This is a genomic window from Lacrimispora sinapis, from assembly GCF_043633585.1.
Classification (GTDB): domain Bacteria; phylum Bacillota; class Clostridia; order Lachnospirales; family Lachnospiraceae; genus Lacrimispora; species Lacrimispora sinapis.
In genome coordinates this window covers 3249546-3268266 of record NZ_CP141832.1, presented here as the reverse complement: position 1 = coordinate 3268266, position 18721 = coordinate 3249546, and the positions used below count along the sequence as shown (strand labels likewise).

Annotated in this window: 18 protein-coding genes; 14 read left to right on the top strand and 4 right to left on the bottom strand. The window is 43.5% G+C overall.

Going from position 1 to position 18721, the window contains the following annotated elements; translation table 11 throughout:
• Window positions 1-72: 72 nt before the first annotated feature.
• Together VIG27_RS15355 and VIG27_RS15350 are read right to left on the bottom strand one after the other, a co-directional pair.
• On the bottom strand, window positions 73-1860 hold the full coding sequence (locus VIG27_RS15355) for an ABC transporter ATP-binding protein (protein WP_394523429.1): 1788 nt from the start codon (window positions 1858-1860) through the stop codon (window positions 73-75).
• A complete protein-coding gene (locus tag VIG27_RS15350) occupies window positions 1847-3604 on the bottom strand; it encodes an ABC transporter ATP-binding protein (protein ID WP_394523426.1) in 1758 nt (585 codons plus the stop codon). The genes VIG27_RS15355 and VIG27_RS15350 overlap by 14 nt, the downstream gene beginning before the upstream one ends.
• Before the next feature lie 181 nt (window positions 3605-3785).
• On the opposite strand from VIG27_RS15350, the gene VIG27_RS15345 reads away from it, so the two are divergent.
• From VIG27_RS15345 to VIG27_RS15315, 7 genes are all read left to right on the top strand, one after another.
• Window positions 3786-4622: a MerR family transcriptional regulator gene (locus VIG27_RS15345; RefSeq protein WP_394523424.1), complete on the top strand. Its 837-nt coding sequence runs from the start codon at window positions 3786-3788 to the stop codon at window positions 4620-4622.
• An 11-nt stretch (window positions 4623-4633) separates the two neighbouring features.
• Complete coding sequence (locus VIG27_RS15340) at window positions 4634-5296, top strand: NUDIX hydrolase (RefSeq protein ID WP_394523422.1); 663 nt, start codon at window positions 4634-4636, stop codon at window positions 5294-5296.
• Window positions 5297-5376: 80 nt separating this feature from the next.
• Window positions 5377-5700, top strand: a complete 324-nt coding sequence (locus VIG27_RS15335; protein WP_394523420.1) for a DMT family transporter — start codon at window positions 5377-5379, stop codon at window positions 5698-5700.
• Between the two features lie 281 nt (window positions 5701-5981).
• Window positions 5982-7175: an AAA family ATPase gene (locus tag VIG27_RS15330; protein WP_394523419.1), complete on the top strand. Its 1194-nt coding sequence runs from the start codon at window positions 5982-5984 to the stop codon at window positions 7173-7175.
• Window positions 7176-7859: an RloB family protein gene (locus VIG27_RS15325; protein WP_394523418.1), complete on the top strand. Its 684-nt coding sequence runs from the start codon at window positions 7176-7178 to the stop codon at window positions 7857-7859. It abuts the gene before it with no gap.
• A 114-nt stretch (window positions 7860-7973) separates the two neighbouring features.
• Complete coding sequence (gene hydE, locus VIG27_RS15320) at window positions 7974-9014, top strand: [FeFe] hydrogenase H-cluster radical SAM maturase HydE (RefSeq protein WP_394523417.1); 1041 nt, start codon at window positions 7974-7976, stop codon at window positions 9012-9014.
• Between the two features lie 276 nt (window positions 9015-9290).
• Window positions 9291-10115, top strand: a complete 825-nt coding sequence (locus VIG27_RS15315) for a YitT family protein (RefSeq protein ID WP_394523416.1) — start codon at window positions 9291-9293, stop codon at window positions 10113-10115.
• A 72-nt stretch (window positions 10116-10187) separates the two neighbouring features.
• On the opposite strand, the gene VIG27_RS15310 is transcribed toward VIG27_RS15315, so the two are convergent.
• The gene (locus VIG27_RS15310; RefSeq protein ID WP_394523414.1) at window positions 10188-10496 is read right to left on the bottom strand and encodes a hypothetical protein; all 309 of its coding nucleotides are present in this window, start codon (window positions 10494-10496) and stop codon (window positions 10188-10190) included.
• A gap of 60 nt (window positions 10497-10556) precedes the next feature.
• Between VIG27_RS15310 and VIG27_RS15305 the strand changes: the two genes are divergently transcribed.
• Both VIG27_RS15305 and VIG27_RS15300 read left to right on the top strand, forming a co-directional pair.
• Window positions 10557-11090, top strand: coding sequence for a nitroreductase family protein (locus VIG27_RS15305; RefSeq protein ID WP_394523413.1), 534 nt, complete (start codon window positions 10557-10559; stop codon window positions 11088-11090).
• A gap of 466 nt (window positions 11091-11556) precedes the next feature.
• Window positions 11557-13470, top strand: coding sequence for a BglG family transcription antiterminator (locus tag VIG27_RS15300; RefSeq protein WP_394523412.1), 1914 nt, complete (start codon window positions 11557-11559; stop codon window positions 13468-13470).
• A 55-nt stretch (window positions 13471-13525) separates the two neighbouring features.
• Here VIG27_RS15300 and VIG27_RS15295 read toward each other — a convergent pair whose 3' ends face one another.
• The gene (locus VIG27_RS15295) at window positions 13526-15007 is read right to left on the bottom strand and encodes a family 1 glycosylhydrolase (RefSeq protein WP_394523410.1); all 1482 of its coding nucleotides are present in this window, start codon (window positions 15005-15007) and stop codon (window positions 13526-13528) included.
• A 399-nt stretch (window positions 15008-15406) separates the two neighbouring features.
• On the opposite strand from VIG27_RS15295, the gene VIG27_RS15290 reads away from it, so the two are divergent.
• Genes VIG27_RS15290 through VIG27_RS15270 form a run of 5 tightly spaced genes read left to right on the top strand, consistent with a single transcriptional unit; the run spans window position 15407 to window position 18572 of the window.
• Entirely contained in the window at window positions 15407-16732 is a 1326-nt protein-coding gene (locus VIG27_RS15290) for a PTS sugar transporter subunit IIC (protein ID WP_394523409.1), read from the top strand.
• 7 nt (window positions 16733-16739) lie between these two features.
• Entirely contained in the window at window positions 16740-16979 is a 240-nt protein-coding gene (locus VIG27_RS15285) for a hypothetical protein (protein ID WP_394523407.1), read from the top strand.
• Window positions 16980-16999: 20 nt separating this feature from the next.
• The gene (locus VIG27_RS15280; protein WP_394523405.1) at window positions 17000-17326 is read left to right on the top strand and encodes a PTS lactose/cellobiose transporter subunit IIA; all 327 of its coding nucleotides are present in this window, start codon (window positions 17000-17002) and stop codon (window positions 17324-17326) included.
• A complete protein-coding gene (locus VIG27_RS15275; RefSeq protein ID WP_394523403.1) occupies window positions 17323-17625 on the top strand; it encodes a PTS sugar transporter subunit IIB in 303 nt (100 codons plus the stop codon). Before VIG27_RS15280 ends, VIG27_RS15275 begins: the two co-directional genes overlap by 4 nt.
• Before the next feature lie 17 nt (window positions 17626-17642).
• Entirely contained in the window at window positions 17643-18572 is a 930-nt protein-coding gene (locus VIG27_RS15270) for an AEC family transporter (RefSeq protein WP_394523402.1), read from the top strand.
• The last annotated feature ends 149 nt before the right edge of the window (window positions 18573-18721 follow it).

The window sequence follows — 18721 nt, the reverse complement described above, 5'->3', positions numbered from 1 at the left end:
TATAAAAAGAGTAACTGCCCGCAGGTGTGCGACCCGCAGGCAGTTACTCTTTTTACAGCATATTGATTGTACCTATGTCGAAGAAGCCCCATCAGCAAACTGGCTGTTGTAAAGCTTTTCGTAAAATCCTTTTTCTTCCAGAAGCTGTTCATGGGTCCCCTGTTCGATGATGGTACCGTGATCCATCACAAGGATCAGGTCCGCATCCTTTATGGTAGATAATTTATGGGCGATGATAAAACTGGTCCGCCCCTTCATTAAGTTGTTCATGGCCTTTTGGATCTCGGCTTCGGTCCGGGTGTCCACGCTGGAAGTGGCTTCATCAAGGATCAAGATGGCAGGATCAGCCAGAATGGCTCGGGCAATGGTCAGAAGCTGCTTCTGTCCCTGAGATATGTTAGAACCGTCTTCGTCCAGAATGGTCTGGTAACCTTGGGGCAGAGTGCGGATAAAGTGGTCCACTCTCGCAGATTTTGCGGCTTCTATGATCTCCTCATCCTTTGCATGGAAGTTGCTGTATGCAATGTTGTCCTTTATGGTCCCTCCAAAAAGCCAGGTATCCTGCAGCACCATGGCAAATTTGCTTCGGAGCTCCGCCCGGGACATGGATTTAATATCTATGCCGTCGATCTTGATGGACCCGCCCTGTATTTCATAAAAGCGCATCAGAAGATTGACTAAGGTAGTTTTTCCCGCTCCCGTAGGGCCAACGATGGCGATCCGTTCTCCGGCATTGATGTTGATGTTGATATCATTCATTAAAATGTGATCGTCGCTGTAACCGAACCGTACATGCTCAAACCGAACGTTTCCTTTGGTCTCTGGCAGAACCTCTCCGTGAACCTGATCCGGAACCTCATCCATTTCATCCATGATCTGAAAGAATCTTGCGGAAGAGGCAAAGGCGGACTGCATGGAGCTGATGATTTGGGAGCATTCGATGACCGGTTCGGAAGCCTTATCCGAATACTGGATAAAAGCCTGAACGATTCCGATGGTAAGCCGTCCCTGTATGATGGAAATTACACTTAAAACTGCAATCATGATATATCCGAAGTTGTTGATCATCCGTACACAGGGAGACACGATAAACTGGGCGATCTGGGAAGCGCTGCTGTGCCGATATAAATCGTCATTAATTTCCCTGAATTTTTTTAAGGAATTTTCCTCCTGGTTAAACGCTTTGATCACCAGCTGCCCGGTAAAGGCTTCCTCGATGCTGGCATTCAATTCTCCGAGGGAAGTCTGGTATTTGAAAAAGTAATTCCTGGATTTTTTGGAAATCAGTATGGTCAGGACGGTCGCCGTTCCCAGGGTAAGGAAGGAGATCAAGGTCAGGGCCGGACTGATGACAAGCATCATGGTTACTGCACCGATGATGGAGATGATACAGCCGATCAGACGGTTAAAGCCTTCTCTTAAAGCATCCGCCACCTTTTCCACATCATTGGTGGCACGGCTCAAAATATCTCCCCGCTCCGTCCCATCGAAAAAGCGGAGAGGAAGACGATTCAGTTTTTCCATCAGGGACTTACGCATATTTAAGGTCACAGTTTCCGTAACGGCTGCCATCATATAGCTGGCAAAATAATTGCAGATAAAGCTTAAAACATAGAGGGAAAGAAGGATGGAAAAAATATTTCCCATGGTCTGCCAGTTTACCTGAAAACGGGTTCCCTGGGTCACAGCCGTTTGAATTCCTTCCGCCAGCTGGTCCAGCGCTTTTCCTAAAAAGAAGGGGCTGGCAATAAAGAAAGCAGAGCTTAGTATGGAAGCAGTTATGATAAATGCCATCTTTAATTCCATTCCTCTAAAATAGGGCAGAAGTCTGCGGATGGTTCCTTTTTTACGCTTGTTCATGTGAATGGTCCTCCTTTCCTTGTAATTCTTTTTCGCTTAACTGAGTGGCTGCGATCTGCTGGTAAATTGGACAGCTCTTCATCAGTTCCCCATGGGTCCCAATGCCTGCCACCTTACCGTCGTCAAGGACGATGATCTGGTCTGCATCTAAAATGGTGCTGATCCTCTGTGCCACGATGATGAGGGCGGAATCCCTGACTTCCTCCTTTAATGCTTTCCGGAGCAGGGAATCGGTCTTAAAGTCAAGGGCGGAAAAGCTGTCGTCAAACACATAAACCTCCGGCTTTTTCACAAGCGCCCGGGCAATGGCAACCCTCTGCTTCTGTCCGCCGGATAGATTGGAGCCGGCCTGAGCCACATAAGACTGATACCCATTTTCCAGACCTTCGATAAAATCATGGGCCTGAGCCACCTTTGCAGCCGCATGAATCTCGTCTATCGTAGCATCCTGTTTCCCAAAACGGATGTTGCTTTCTATGGTCCCTCTGAATAAGAATGCCTTTTGGGGAACGAATCCGATCCGGTCCCTCAACGTCTTCTGGGGATATTTTCTGATATCAATTCCATTTAACAGGATTTTTCCCTCATGGATCTCGTAAAAGTGAGGGATTAAGTTGGCAATGGTGGATTTTCCCGAACCGGTGCCGCCGATGATGGCTGTGGTCTGCCCTGGCTTTGCCGTAAAAGAAATGTGGCTTAAAACCGGTTCCTCAGCATTGGCATACTGAAAGGTAACATCCTGAAATTCCAGGGTTCCCCTTGTGTTGCTTTTAATATCAGATGCTGGCTCATCTCTGATTTCCGGAGTCAGGTTTAATATCTCATTGATCCGCACAGCGCTGCTTAAAGCACGTGGAATCTCCATAAAGCCCATAACGGCCATAACACCGCAGAATAAAATAATGGTCAAATATTCGATCAAGGCAAAGATGCTGCCGATTTCCATGGAGCCGTTGGTTACCTGGATGCCCCCGAACCATATGACAGAAGCAACGCTTAAATCCAGGATAAGGAACAGGGAAGGAAGTAAAATGGCAAATACTCTTCCCGTCTTTACCGCAATTTCCCGGTAATCGTGACAGGACTCCACAAACCGGTTTTTCTCAAATTCCTCCCGGTTGAAGGCACGGATTACGCGGACGCCGGTAATTCCCTCCCGGAGCACATAAGTCAGCCGGTCCATTCTTCTTTGAAGCTGCTGGAACAGAGGAATGGCTTTTCGGCCGATCAGATAAGCCATGATGCTGAAAAATACGATAACGGCAATAAAGAAACAGGCCATACGCACGTTGGTGCGGAACGCCAGAGTAAGTCCTACGATGGTCATCAAAGGAGCCGGAAGAAGAATCCTTAAAAACATCATTCCGGATCTCTGCATAATGTTGATGTCATTGGTACAGCGGGTGATCATGGAAGCGGTGCCTATTGTCTGAAAATCCGTCAGGGAATACTGCTGGGCTTTGATAAACACGGCTTCCCTCAGATCTCTGCAGAAACCGGCAGTTGCTTTTGATGCCATGATCGCGGAAACGATGGCGCTGACCCCTCCTAAAACTGCGACGGTAAGCATAAGTATACAAGTACGGTAAATATATGGAATGTCGCGGTTTGCAACGCCTACGTTGATGAGTTCCGCCGTAAGCGTGGGGATGAACATGGCAGTAAAATTGTTAAAGAATAAAAATATTACAGCACCTGCCAGCATATTTTTATGCGGCTTTATGAAATGCAGTAATTTTCTCATAATAGTCCTCCTGTATAAAATCGTTTGATGGATGCGAATCCTGGATTCGCCTGTTTAGAAATATTTCTTGACGGATTTCAGCAGCCATGTCATTATAAAGGATAGGGTAACCCGAAAGTCAAGAGGATTTTAAGGGTTCTACAGAAAAATAAAAAGTATCAGAACAGGAGGCGGCTGATCCATGTCCGGAAAAAACAATCAATACCTGACCACCAAGGAATTTGCGGAGCTGTGCGGGGTGACCAAGCATACCTTATATCATTACGATGAAATCGGGATTCTGAAACCGGAACTTGTAAAACCCAATGGATACCGTTACTATTCTTATAAGCAATTCTATCTCCATGACATGATTTATATGTTAAAGCAGGCCGGGTCGTCTTTGAGTGAAATCAAGGATTACATTGGAGATTATAACCCGAATCACTTTCTTTCGATCCTGAAGCAGAAGGAAAAGCAGCTGGAAGCGGAGATAAAGAAGACGGTTTTAATGAGAAATAAAATACTTGCAGCCATTGATACCACAGAGGAAGCTTTAAACTCGGTCTATGGGGTGCCGTTTATCGAGGAAAGCAGGGAAGAGTATTATATTGTGGTAAAAATGACCGGTTATACCTCCGGAAAGGAAGAACTGGAAAAGCTTCGGGAGCATTTTGAATATTGTGATGAATTAAGCGGCGAAAGTGAGCTTTTGCTGGGGGCCATCATAGAAAAGAAAGATATTCTGGCGGGGCAGTACCAGAAGGTGGCTTATTACAGCAGTAAGATCCGCACCTATATTGACAGTGAACGCCTGCGCATCAAGAAGGCAGGAACCTACGCCGTTGTGATCCATAAAGGGCCGTATACGGATTTACATAAGTCTTATGACCAGCTCAAGGCATTTATCGAAGAACATAAAATGGTCATTGACGGAGATTCTTACGAGGACGATATGTTAAGCCATCTGGCGGCTGTGGATTCCAACCAGTATGTAATAAAAATACAAATACCAGTAATTTCTGCCCAAACCCGTTGAGAATCGGTTTGATGTGCGGTAAAATTTATAGGAACAGAATAAAACAAAAGGAGGCTGTTACTCTGAAAAAGAAACGATTATCCGGAAGAAGACCAGGAATCATAGGAGAAGAATCATTCCGCAAGTATGCGGTTTTGGTTCCTGTCATCGACATTGATGGAACGGCGCATCTTCTGTTTGAAAAGAGGTCTCCCCAATTAAGGCATCAGCCAGGGGAAATCTGTTTTCCCGGAGGAAAGCTGGAATCAGGAGAAACACTGAAGGCCTGTGCGGTCCGGGAGACCGTGGAAGAACTCAAGGTACTTTCCGATCAGATCAAAGTCATAGGACCGGGAGACATTTATCTGTCCCCGTTTCAGCTGATGATCCATTCGTTTATCGGAACCATAAAGGAGTATCAAGATACCTTCAGTACCGATGAGGTGGAAGCCATCATCAAGGTTCCTCTGGAATTTTTCAAAACCAATCCGCCTAAGACCTATATCCTCCGGCTGGTCCAGGAACCGCCGGAAAACTTCCCTTATGAATGGATTCCAGGCGGGGAGGAATATCCGTGGATCAAGGGGAACCATGAGATCTTATTTTACCAGTACGGCAATATTACGATTTGGGGCATGACGGCCCAGATCGCCAAGTCAGCAGTGGAATTGATGGAAGAATACCACATCGGTTAAAGCTGCCTCCGTGATGGCATAGAGTTTGCCTATGACGGAATGAAGATACAACTTTAGAGAACGGCAAAAGGAGAAATTGTATGCATTATTTATTTTTAGGAACCGCCATTGCACTGGAGCTGGTGGCAACCACCTTATTAAAGTATTCCGACGGTTTTAAACGCCTGGTGCCGACGGTAAGCTGTATCCTGGCTTATATTTTATGTTTTTATTTATTATCAAAAGCACTTGATAAAATCAATTTGGGAGTGGCATATGCCACATGGTCCGGAATCGGGATCGTAGCGACTACGGTCATTTCCGCAGTTTTATTTAAGCAGGGAGTCTCTCTTGCTGGAGTGATTGGGATTGTTCTGATCATCGTTGGGTGTGTTCTTTTAAATATGTTTGGAACCGTTCACTGATGAGAAAAAGAGAAGGAAAAGATGCATATGAATGACCTATGAGGTGCCTTATAATGGAGGTGCCTCATTTTAGATGATAAATAAAAGGGTAAAAGTGGTGCGGATTAAAAATGTTGGTATATCAAACGTTTTATCCAGAAAGATAAGGATCTCGGAAAACAAATATAGAAACTAAAATTAAAATAATATATATTACATATAAAAAAATGAGATAAATTCACGAAAACGTTGACATAGTTTTATAAAAAAGGGTATATTATATAATATAAAGGAGGTGTCATATGTTCGTACAATTCACACTAAAAAACTTTCTGTCTTTTAAAGAAGAAACAACATTGGATATGACTGCAATTAATGCATACAAAGAACATCCAAATAATTTGATTGATATTGGAACAAAAGAGAAATTCCTTAGGGTTGCTGCAATATATGGTGCAAATGCGAGCGGTAAATCAAATCTATATTTAGCAATCCGATATTTTCAAAAAATAATTAAGGAATCTTTGAATAATGCAGATGATACGAAGGATCAGGCAATCTCAAAGTATTATATTCCTTTTGAGTTTGATAAGAAAAAAGAAAACACCGAATTTGAGATTATTCAAATTATTGGTGATTATGAATATAAATATGGTTATGAATATAATCAGGAACGTATAGTAAGTGAGTGGTTGTATAGGAAAAATATTGCTACAAACAGAAATACGATTATTTTTGAACGGGATAATGATAGTTTAAAATTTGGGCCGGCTGTTAAAAAAGAATGTGACATGTACAAAGAACAAATTCCTTCTGAAACATTAGTTCTTACATTTTTTAATAAATTAAAATTACAAACAGAGATATTCAATGGTGTATTTTCTAAAATCATGAGCATTTTAGTTGCGGATACCGACTTATTTGAAAATATAAATGTATTAAAAAAAGTTTTACCTGATGTGATTGATAATGATAAAGAAAACTTGCTGAAGTTTTTAAATGCAATAGATACTGGAATTAAAGATATCTATTATGAACAAAGTGAAAAAGATGTCAGGTTTTTGACCACCCATTACGATGGCGCAGGAAATATTTATAATATTAATCTGTTAAGTGAATCAGAGGGAACGATCAAAAGTATAATTGTTTATATTTATGCAAGGGTTACAATTCTTACCAATAAAAGTATGTTCATTGACGAATTAAATGTTAAATTGCACCCACTTTTATTAAAGTTTATTGTTGACCTATTCTATGATCAAATGTCCAAAGCCCAATTGATTTATACGACTCATGATACAACTTTGCTTGATAAAAAATTTTTTAGGCGGGATCAGATTTGGTTTGTACAAAAAGATGAGATTGGTCATTCTAAGTTGCTGGCTTTATCAGACTTTAAGGTAAGATCAGATTCGTCTTTTGAAAAAGATTATTTAGCTGGTGTATATGGGGGAATTCCGCTTATTAAAGATTTTGAAATGGGGGCAGGTGAATAAGTGGGAAGTGATGATTTATTTAAAAAAAGAAGAAAAGAAAGAAAAAAACGTGAATATGGATATAAGCAGCCCAAGGCTAATTCATACCTTATTGTAACAGAAGGAGAAAAAACGGAACCGTTGTATCTACGTGGTATTATACAACTGATTGAAGATAAGATGGGCGGAAATGTTGATGTCGTTGAAATCCCAATCATAGACATAAGCGGCGAAGGCTGTTCAACCTGCAAACTGATTGAAAAAGCGGATGAGTTGGTAAGTAGAGCAAAAATAATTTATCAGAACGTTTGGGTAGTGTTTGATAAAGATGATTTTGAGGACTTTGACCAGGCCATTTTTGAAGGCTTGAAAAAGGAATATAAAATTGCATGGAGTAACCAATCCTTTGAATATTGGGCTTATCTTCATTTCCATTATAGTGATGTTGCATTGCATCGAGATCAATGGTGTGAAAAATTAGATGAAATATTTAAACATTATCACTTAGGGAATGGTCAATATAAAAAAAACTATTCAGACATATATCGTATGTTGGATACCTATGATGGTGTGAATACTGCCATAAAAAATGCCAAGAGAAGAATGGGAGAATTTGATTTTAATAATATGAAGCCATCCGAATATGATCCGGGTACAACCATGCATATTCTGGTAGCCGAATTAAAAAGGTATTTGGATGAGTAGTATGGAAGACCGTTCCACAATTACCAATTAAAGTAAAAGCAAAATATCTCTTTCCCTACGGCCTATAAAATGGTAGTATAAACATACCATTCTTCTATGACAAGGAGCTAGAATATGAAACACATAATTGATAAACTGTATCAGACACATAACCTATCTAAGGATGAATTCATTGATCTGTTAGAACATTACGACCAGGAGACAAGCGATTATTTATTTTCCCTGGCAAGAACCTATAGTGAAAAATATTTTGAAAAGGAAGTTTATATCAGGGGTCTGATTGAATTTACCAATTACTGTAAGAATGACTGCTTTTACTGCGGAATCAGAAGAGGGAACCAGCATGCGGACCGGTACCGTCTGAGTAAGGAGGAGATTCTTTCCTGCTGTGAAAGCGGATATGGGCTGGGATTCCGTACCTTTGTACTGCAGGGAGGAGAAGACCCCTATTATACCGATGAGATCATGACAGACATTATTGCGTCCATTCGCAAGGGGTATCCGGATTGTGCCATCACCCTTTCCATCGGAGAAAAGACCTATGACCAGTACTTGAAATATTTTGAAGCCGGAGCAAACCGCTTCCTTCTCCGCCATGAGACCGCAGATGAGCTTCATTACTCCAAACTTCATCCTTCTTCCCTGTCTTTGGAAAACCGGAAAGAATGTTTGAGAAATTTAAAAAAGATCGGTTATCAGGTTGGGACAGGATTTATGGTAGGTTCCCCTTATCAGACCGCCCAGTGCCTTGCCGAGGATCTGGCATTTATCAGAGAACTGTCTCCTCATATGGTGGGGATCGGACCGTTTATTCCTCATAAGGACACGCCGTTTGGAGAATTTCCGGCGGGAAGTGTTGATTTGACCTTATTTCTCATCGGAATTTTAAGGCTTATGCTCCCCAATGCCCTTCTCCCCTCCACCACAGCTCTTGGGACTCTGGACCCTAAGGGAAGGGAAAAAGGAATTTTATCCGGTTCTAATGTGCTGATGCCCAATCTTTCCCCTATCGGAGTGCGCAAAAAGTATGAGCTTTATGATAATAAGATTTGTACAGGAGAAGAAGCCGCAGAATGTAATGCCTGCCTGAGGAAAAGGGTCTCCTCCATCGGCTATGAGATCGTGGAAAAACGAGGGGATTTTGTAGAATGTTGATGGATTGACAATATTCACAAATTTAAAAGGGTATACGTCTCGGATTTTTGGTTTTTATAACGAAGAATCCATGCGTTTTTGCATATATTTAAAAACAATATATGAATTGTTCCGAAAATGTAAGCTGCTTTTCTCATATAAATAGAAAATAGTTAAAAAAATACGAAATAGATGTTGTTGCGTAAGTGGTACGAAATCTATATAATTATGGCGATGTATAGGTAGAAGGTACAGGAGACAAAAACAGAATATAGGTACTATATGAGGAGAGCAGCAATGAAGAAGAAGCTATTTTGGATCGCAGTGGGGCAGTTTATTTCTGCATGTGCTTATTGCCAGATATTAAATGCCAATCATTTGGTCGCGACAGGACTGGGGGGTCTTGCGGCGGTCATCAATCAGCTCACGGGGGCAGATGTCCAGCTGCTGCTGGTGATTATGGCTTTGCCGATTTTTATCTGGTCGTTTTTCAGCTATAATAAAAAGCAGATTTTTTATGCAGGATTCAGTTATTTTATGTTTACTTTTTATGTGGGGCTTGTCAACCGGTATTTGCCGATGCTTGAAACGGACCCTATTGCAGCAGCAGTCAGCGGGGGAGTCGTGGGAGGAATCGCCGGCGGTATCATTATGAAGCAGAGGGTAGCCAACGGACCGGAATCCATTGTTGCCTTGTATCTAAAGGAGAAAAAAGGTATTTCTGTGGGTACCTATTATATGGTCATTAATTCCGTTGTCATTGGTTCCTCCATCATATACGGTAACGTTACGATGATCATTTATTCCCTGATCTGCACATTTATTCAGAGTGCCGTGACGGATAAGCTGATCATAGGATTTGAAAAATATTATAATGTGAGCATCATGTCAGACCAGTATCTGGAGATCACCCAGTTCATTCAGAAAGAATTGAACCGGGGAGCCACCTTCATTCAGGGAATGGACACCTCCAATGTGAAGAAAAAAATGCTCATTCAGTCTGTGGTGAACCAGCAGGAGCTGATCGCCATAAGAGATTATGTAAAATCTTTTCATGACGACAGCTTCATCTGTGCCAGCAGAAGCAACAGCATCATCGGAAGAGGCTTTGATGTGGAATAAAGGATAACGCTGTTTTTTAAAAGACTTACCGTCAGTGCTGTGCCGGTAAGTCTTTTTGATCTCACAGGAAATTTAATCACTCAGTAATTGAATGAGATACGCCGGAGTTTGCGGCGGGATCATGGGGCTCTGAAAATCTCCGTATTCCACACGAACCATTTGACCGGGGCGAAGGGAGGAAAGGGGGATGGCATTGCCCTTGTGGTCAAGGATTTGAGTCATATTGGAGATGACGAACCGGGTCTGATCACCAATGTTGCTGGGATCTCCCATATTTAAAAACTGATTGGCAGAATCGGCATAGGCAACACGGTCCGTGAGGATACTGACACTGGGAGCAGGCAGAAATGCCATGATCCGGTAAGAATGAAACTGAAACAAGAAGTTTAAAAATGCGTTCACACAAAGTGAAAATAACAGAAAATGAAAAGGAGAATGAAAATGGAAATGTCCAACGAAATGTTAGAAGTGATGAAATGCAGAAGATCCATCCGTAAATTTACAGAAGAAAAACTTACCGGAGAAGAGGTGGAGAAAATTTTAAAAGCCGGCCTTCTGGCCCCCTCCTCTAAAAATAAAAGACCGGTGGAACTGATTCTCGTAGAGAACCGTGAGACCATTAAAGCCTTAAAGAACTGCAAAAATATGGGAACTGTGGCATTAGATACTGCGCCCTGTGCCATTGCGGTGATCGCAGATACCCGCAAAAGTGATGTGTGGGTGGAAGATGCATCCATTGCGGCAGCCATGATGATGCTGGCGGCAGAAAGCCTTTCCTTAGGCTCCGTTTGGATCCAGATCCGGAACCGCCGGAGTGATTCGGCTGATTCTGAAGCAGAGGTCCGGAAGGTACTTCATATTCCGGAATACTATGGAGTATTGAACATTCTGGCTCTGGGCCGGAAGGCCGAAGAAAAAGCACCTTATACGGAGGAGGATATAAATCTGTCCTCTGTCCGCAAAGAACAGTTCTAATCCAGCTTATTTGGAATATTCTTTTTTCTGCCTATATTTAAGCATTTCTGCCAGTTCTCCCGCTTGATGAGGGAGAACTGGTTCGGTTTCTTCCCTCCAAATTTTCCAATGTCTTCTGTTTGACCCGCAGGAACCTCTTTGTTTACGGTGCGTCTATCTGATTTTTGTCTTTACGGAAACATCCATCCAAACACTCTGCTTTTTATCTGCTTGTTTTGTGGTTCAAAGCCTTTGCCAGGCAAGAAGAAATTACCACATTAAAAATGGAAAAAAGATTCATTTAGTTCACAATTGGACTGTGGTATCATGTAAATATGCATAAAAAATATTAAAATAAGAAAGAAAAAAAGTATATAACAAACAAAAATTTGACCAGAACGATTTGCGTATATTGGAAATTATGAATTCGGATAAGTGATACCATATATTAAATAAGACTGGCATGGGTAGATAGGAGTGAGTATATATGGACAGACGGATGAAGCAGATCCTCAATATATTGTCAGATGGAGTATATTATACGGCAGAAAATCTTGCAGAACAGATGCATGTCGGTACGAAGACGATCCGAAACCTGTTAAAAGAAATGAATCAGGAGATTGAGCCGTATGGGGCGTTGATTCTTTCAAAGTATGGAGTTGGGTATTATTTAAATGTATCGGATCAGGAAGCATTTGATGCTTTTAAGCGTAAATTATACACCAATAGTACCAATGAGTACCTGCCGGAAACGTCAGAGGAACGGATCCAGTATTTGCTGGAATATTTATTTAACAGCACTTCCTATGTAAAGCTTGACGAGTTAAGTGACAGCCTGTATATCTCAAAGAGGACTTTAACCGCAGATTTAAAAGAGGTGGAAAATTACTTAAATAAATTTAATATTAAAATCATACGGAAACCCAATTATGGGATACGGCTGGAGGGCAGAGAGTTTGATGCCAGATTGTGCATTGCATCCTTTTCCGGCAAACGGCTGCACAAGGGCAATCAAAGTATGGATGAGATCGCGGTATGTGTTTTTGAAGTGTTAAAAAGCAATGATTTTTTCATTACCGGAGCGGCCTATCAGAATCTTGTGGTCCATTTATACATCGCCATCAGCCGGATCATGGAATGCCATTATGTGCCCATGCCGGAGGAACCGATGGAAGATTTAAGCGGAAGGCTGGAATATCAGATCGCAAAAGAGATCGTCGGGCGGCTGGAGTCCGCCTTTCACATCACCTTTCCGGAAACCGAGATCGTGTACATAGCCATACATCTGGCTGGGAAAAAGATGATTTATCATGCCGACGAATCGGACCAGAACATAATCATTACCCAGGAAATCAATGATCTTGTGACCGTCATGCTGGACCGGGTGTATGATCTGTTTAAATTTGATTTCCGCAGTGATTTGGAGCTGCGTATGCTTTTGTGCCAGCATTTGGTGCCGTTAAGCGTCCGCATCAAATATGATATGAACTTAAAAAATCCTCTTCTTAGGGATGTAAAGGAAAAGTTCTGCCTTTCCTATACTATGGCCTGCAATGCGGTCACGGTCATAAACGAACATTTTCATGTCCTTTTATCGGAAGATGAAATCGCATATTTTGCCTTTGCTTTTGCTCTGGCCCTGGAACGGAAGAAAACAGAAATCCAGAAGAAAAATATACTTCTGGTCTGTTCCTCCGGACGGGGAAGTGCAAAGCTTCTTCAGTATAAATACCAGAATTTCTTTCATGATTATATTGAAACTATCACAGCCTGTGACGTGGGAAGCCTTTATAAAGTAGATTTTTCAAACTATGATTATATCTTTACCACCGTTCCTATTACCATTCCTGTTCCCCTTCCCATATTGGAGGTCCAGTATTTTCTGGATGACAAAGACATCATCAATGTAAAAAAGGCGCTCGCTTTCCACAAAGGCGCTTCCGTTCGGAATTATTATGAACGGGATCTGTTTCTGCCTCATTTGAAGCTGCAGACCAAGGAGGAGGTCCTGCGCTGCATGTGCCGGTTTGTTATGGAGAAAAAGAAACTGCCGGAGGAATTTTATGCTTCTGTGCTGAAACGGGAATCCCTGGCAATGACCGCCTTTGGCAACATGGTGGCAATGCCTCATGTATATAAGGCCATCAGCAAGGAGACCTTTGTCTGTGTTGGGATTCTTGATGAACCGGTGGACTGGGGCGGCCAGAAGGTGCGGGCCGTTTTTCTGGTCTCCATTGCCAATAAGGATCATACCAGCGCAGAGCTGCAGCGTTTTTACCAGATGACCGCCGCTTTTCTCTTAAATCAGAGGCAGATACAGGATCTGGTAAAGAAACAGGATTATGATGCGTTTATCGAAGCCATGAGTGATATCGAAGCACAGCTTCCAAAGGTGCTGTGAAATGAAAAACAGAGGGTGCCCAGCCATCGTTGGTGCATCCTCTGTTTTTCCGCCGTTATTCTTCTGTATAAAGACTGGAACCATTGGTCTCGATCACTTTTTTATACCAGTCAAAGGATTTTTTCTTAAACCGTTGATACGTCCCTTTTCCGTAATCGTCGCAGTCCACGTAGATAAAGCCATAGCGCTTGGACATCTGCTTGGTGGATTCGGAAACAAGGTCGATACAGCCCCAGGACGTATACCCAAGACACACAACCCCATCCTCTGCAATGGCGTCTGCCACTGCCTTCAAATGTTCCCTTAAATAGGCGATGCGGTACGAATCGTCAATGGAGCCGTCCTCCTTTAATATATCCTCGGCACCCAGACCGTTTTCCACAATAAACAACGGTTTGCGGTAGCGGTCATAAAGATCCACCATGGAGATCCGCAGACCGGTGGGGTCGATTTGCCAGCCCCAGTCGGAAGACTTAAGATAAGGATTTTTAATCGCATGGATGGTGTTGCCTGCCGTCACATTCAAATGAGAGGTGTCCCTGGCGGCGCAGGAGGAGTGATAGTAGGAGAAGGACACGAAATCAACGGGATGGGCCTTCATGACAGCTTCATCCCCTTCCTCCATTTTGATATGGATTCCATTGTTCTTAAAACGGGAAAGCAAATAGGCCGGATATTCTCCGAAGACCTGGGTATCGCTGTAACAGTAGGTGCTGCGCATGGTCTGCTGAGCCTCCAGTACATCCTCCGGCTTGCAGGTATAAGGATAATAGGTCAGCTTAGTCAGCATACAGCCAACCATAGAGTCTGGAATGATCTCGTGGCAGATTTTGGTTGCAAGGGCGGAGGCGACAAACTGATGATGCATGGCCTGAAAGATCACTTCCTCAAAATTCTGTCCGGGAAAACGGTCCTCCACCAGGGCACCGGTGGTATAAGGATGGCGGATCATGGAGTCCACTTCATTGAAGGTAAGCCAGTATTTCACCTTATCCTTATAGCGGGTGCAGATGGTCTCTGCAAACCGGGTGAAGAAGCCGATGGCCTCTCTGGAATACCAGCCCTTGTAACTTAGGACCAGATTGATGGGAGGTTCATAATGGGACATGGTCACCAGAGGTTCAATGCCGTATTTATGAAGCTCATCAAACACCTGGTCATAGAATTTCAGCCCTTCCTCGTTTGGTTCGGCATCGTCGGCATTGGGAAAGATCCGGGACCAGGCAATGGACATCCGGTAGACCTTAAAGCCCATTTCCGAAAATAACCGGATATCTTCTTTGTAATGGTGGTAAAAGTCTGATCCATGGCGTTTGGGATAATAGACTTCATCATCGGTGGCAAGCGCTTCTTCTATATCTTTTGATGTCACCTGGTTGTGTGTCTTATAATTGGTCACCTCCGTATCAAAGCGGGCCTTGGCGCAGTCCGACACAGAGATCCCTTTTCCTCCCTCCCGCCAGCCGCCCTCCACCTGGTTGGCAGCCGTTGCTCCGCCCCAGAGAAAGCCCTCCGGGAATGTTCTTTGTTGTTTCATGTATCCCCCTCCTCTTTATAAATTGAAGTGAAAACCGGACTCCAGTAAACAAACAATCCGGGTAGCGGTTATAAAAAGATTATAACAAAGCTGAAAAATAATCTCAAAGCACAGTTTTTCCAATTTGATCGTGGTGGTTGTTTCTTTGATAAGAGAAGAAAAAAATGCCATTATGAAATTGGAAAAAGACAACATGGAGTTCTGAAAAAAAGTATGGTACCATGTAAATACGCACAAATAAACGCTTGTAAAACCATGGAAAGCAGTAATCATGCACAATAAAAACCGTGGGTTTTGCAGAGCATCTACATTGGCGCGTGAAAAGTGGGGAGGGCTTAAAGAAAGACTCTTAGGTCCCTAAAATCATGACCGTAAAAGACGGTGGAGATGGAGGAGAAGATGAAAGAAAAATTAATGAACGGTCTGCTTGCGGCCGCAGGCGTCATGCAGACACAAAGACATCTGGCAGCCATTAAAAATGCATTTATGAGCCTGCTGCCTATTATTATCATTGGTTCGTTCTGCACCCTTTTTTCAAATGTTATCTGCAGCACCACGCCAGGCTACTTCAGCCTTGCCAATGTTCCCGGAATGAGCTTTCTGGGAAAACTGAATCCCATGTTTACAGCGGCAAACTATGGAACCATGAACTTCATTGCCATTGGCTGTGTGATCCTGATCGCCATGGAGCTGGGGGAACATTACGGAATCACGGATAAGGCCCTGCCGGTGGTGGCTCTGGGCGCTTATATTTCCCTCTGTGCTTTTTCCGAAACAGGAAAAGCAGCTGACGGAAGTGAGGTCGTGGTGGCCAACGTTCTGTCCAGAATGTATACCAATGCACAGGGATTGTTCGTGGGCATGTTTGCTTCCCTTGCGGCAGCGGAAATCTACTGCAGGCTGGTAAAAAGCGGAAAACTGGAGATTCGTATGCCCGACAGTGTACCTCCTAACGTGGCAAGGTCCTTTACCATCCTGTTTCCGTCCCTGATCACCATTATCATCATTTCAGGCGCTGGCATGGTGTTTGAAATGATTACAGGAATGTCCCTGTTTCATGCCATTACAGCCTTTATCCAGAAGCCGTTATCCAATATTTTAACGAGTTTCCCCGGATACATAACCCTGATTTTCATTACCACACTTTTATGGTCCTTCGGTCTGCATGGGACCCAGGTGACAAAAGCGGTTTACGAGCCCATTCTGCTGGCGGCCTTTGCAGAAAACGAAACGGCTTATGCAGCAGGTGCCGCCATACCCAATATCATCAATACCCCGTTTATGTCCTGCTTTTCTACTGTGACCGGAGCAGGCATTACAGGCGGCCTTATCATTGCCATCATGATCTTTTCAAAGAGAGCGGATTATAAGGCCATTGCAAAGCTGGCTCTTCCCTGTGCATTTTTTAATATCAATGAGCCGCTTATCTTTGGTCTTCCTATTGTTATGAACCCGATCATGGCCATTCCGTTCATGATTGCACCGGCAGTATCAGCCACCTTTGCCTATGCAATGACAAACCTTGGTTTTGCAGGTAGAATGGTAGTAAATGCACCTTGGACCACACCGCCCGGACTCATGGCGTTCCTTTGCTCCGGCGGGAGCATCGGAGCCGCAGTCACCCAGATCATCTGTATCCTTCTGGCGTTTGTGGTTTACATTCCGTTTGTGCTTGCGGCTAACAAGCAAAGGATCGAAACAGAGAGTGAAACATTTAAACCATGAGGTGATTATGAGAAGAAAAAAAGCGTCTGAGAAACGGATAGAAACAAGAATACAGGAGACCGGGATGGAGGATGTTTTCTCCAGAGAGAGAATGCTGTCGTATCTGTGGATTATCTTTTTTCCGCCCTACGGGTTATACCGTGTCTGGAACAAAGCATCGTCGTTTCGCAGGTCTGAAAAATGGGTGTGGACCATGATGATTATGGTATCCATGATAACCTTTTTAAAGCTCATAATTACAGGTTAAGAGAGAGAGGCAGCATAGGAATGGATATTGAAATGATTGTTATGAAGCTCGTAGTCAGCGGAGGAAATGCCAGAAGTACTGCCATCGAAGCGCTGCGGGCGGCAAAGTGCGGTGACTATCTGCGCGCGGATGCACTAATGGAGGAAGCAGATCAGACGATTCTGGAAGCCCATGAGATCCAGACAGAGATGATCCAGAATGAATTAAACGGCAATAAAGTGGAGGTGGGCTTACTGATGGTACACGCCCAGGATCATCTGATGAATGCCATGACGGTCATGGATCTGTGTAAGGAAATGATTGATATTTTAAAAAATAAAGACGGCATAGAAAGGGGTATGGTATGAGAACGATCGTATTGTTTTGTGCGGCTGGAATGTCCACCAGCCTTTTGGTCAATAAGATGAAAGAGGCAGCGGCAAAAGAGAATTATGAATGCAGGATCAATGCCTATGCGCTTGCAAGTGCCAGAGAAAAGGGGCCGGAAGCGGATATCATCCTTCTTGGCCCCCAGGTCCGTTTCAGTAAGGGGAAGGTGGAAAAAGACTGTCCTGGTAAGATCATTGAATGCATTGATATGCAGGCTTACGGGACCATGGACGGTGCCAAGGTCATCGCTCAGGTCAAAAAGGCTTTGGGGGACTAAACGGAAAAGAGAAAATCATGGACTTGGCCTTTATTACAGCAAAAAATATCATTGAAATGTTTTTGATCCTGTTTATTGGGGTATTTACCTTTAAGGCAGGCATTGCAGACAGCGGTACCGGCAGTCGTCTGACCTCCCTCCTTTTGAATGTGATCTCTCCATGCGTGATCCTCCTGTCTTATCAGATAGATTTTGACAAGGACCGTCTGATAGGACTTTTGCTGACTGCGGGGGGATCGGTCGTCAGCTTTCTGGCAGCGATTCTTATTGCAAAGCTGGTGGTCCCGGAAAGGGGACGCCCCCACATGGCAGTGGAACGGATGTCCATCGTTTATTCCAACTGCGGATTTATCGGGATACCGCTCATTCAGGCACTGTTAGGTGCACAAGGTGTCTTTTATATGACCGCCTATATCACGGTGTTTAATGTGTTTGTCTGGTCCCATGGAATCATGCTCATGAGCGGAAAGGCAAAAAGCCCCGGGGCAACATTGAAAAATCTCATTCAGCCTTCCACCATAGCTATTGTTGCGGGATTGGTATTTTTTATAACAGGGCTTCGTTTTCCAGCTGTGATCAAAGCCCCTATATCCATGATCGCTGACATGAATACACCGGCCGCCATGCTCATATCCGGCATGAATCTGGCAGAAAGCAACATCATATCCTGCTTAAAGACTCCTGGTACCTATTTATTGAGTGCGGCGAAGCTGATTCTGGTTCCGCTTGTGACCCTGCTTTTTCTTATGGCAGTCCGGGCGGACCGGGTCATTGGAATCACCATTCTGGTTGCAGCCGCATGTCCGAGCGGAGCCATGGGAACCATGTTCGCGCTGCAGTATCAAAAGGACAGCCAGTACGCTTCCAGGCTTCTTGCCATAACCACGGCCCTGTCTTTGGTCACCATTCCTGTCATCATGATGGCGGCCAGCGGAATTTTTCATTAAAAGAAAAAACTGGAAGCATCTGTTTTAAGAGGGAGTCCCCTTGCAGTATTTCTGCTTTTGGGACGCCCTCTTTGCCATCCTTCTTCTGGCTGATTTTTCCCATTTTTGGATGTAATATTAATAATTTTTATTAGTTATAGCATAAGACA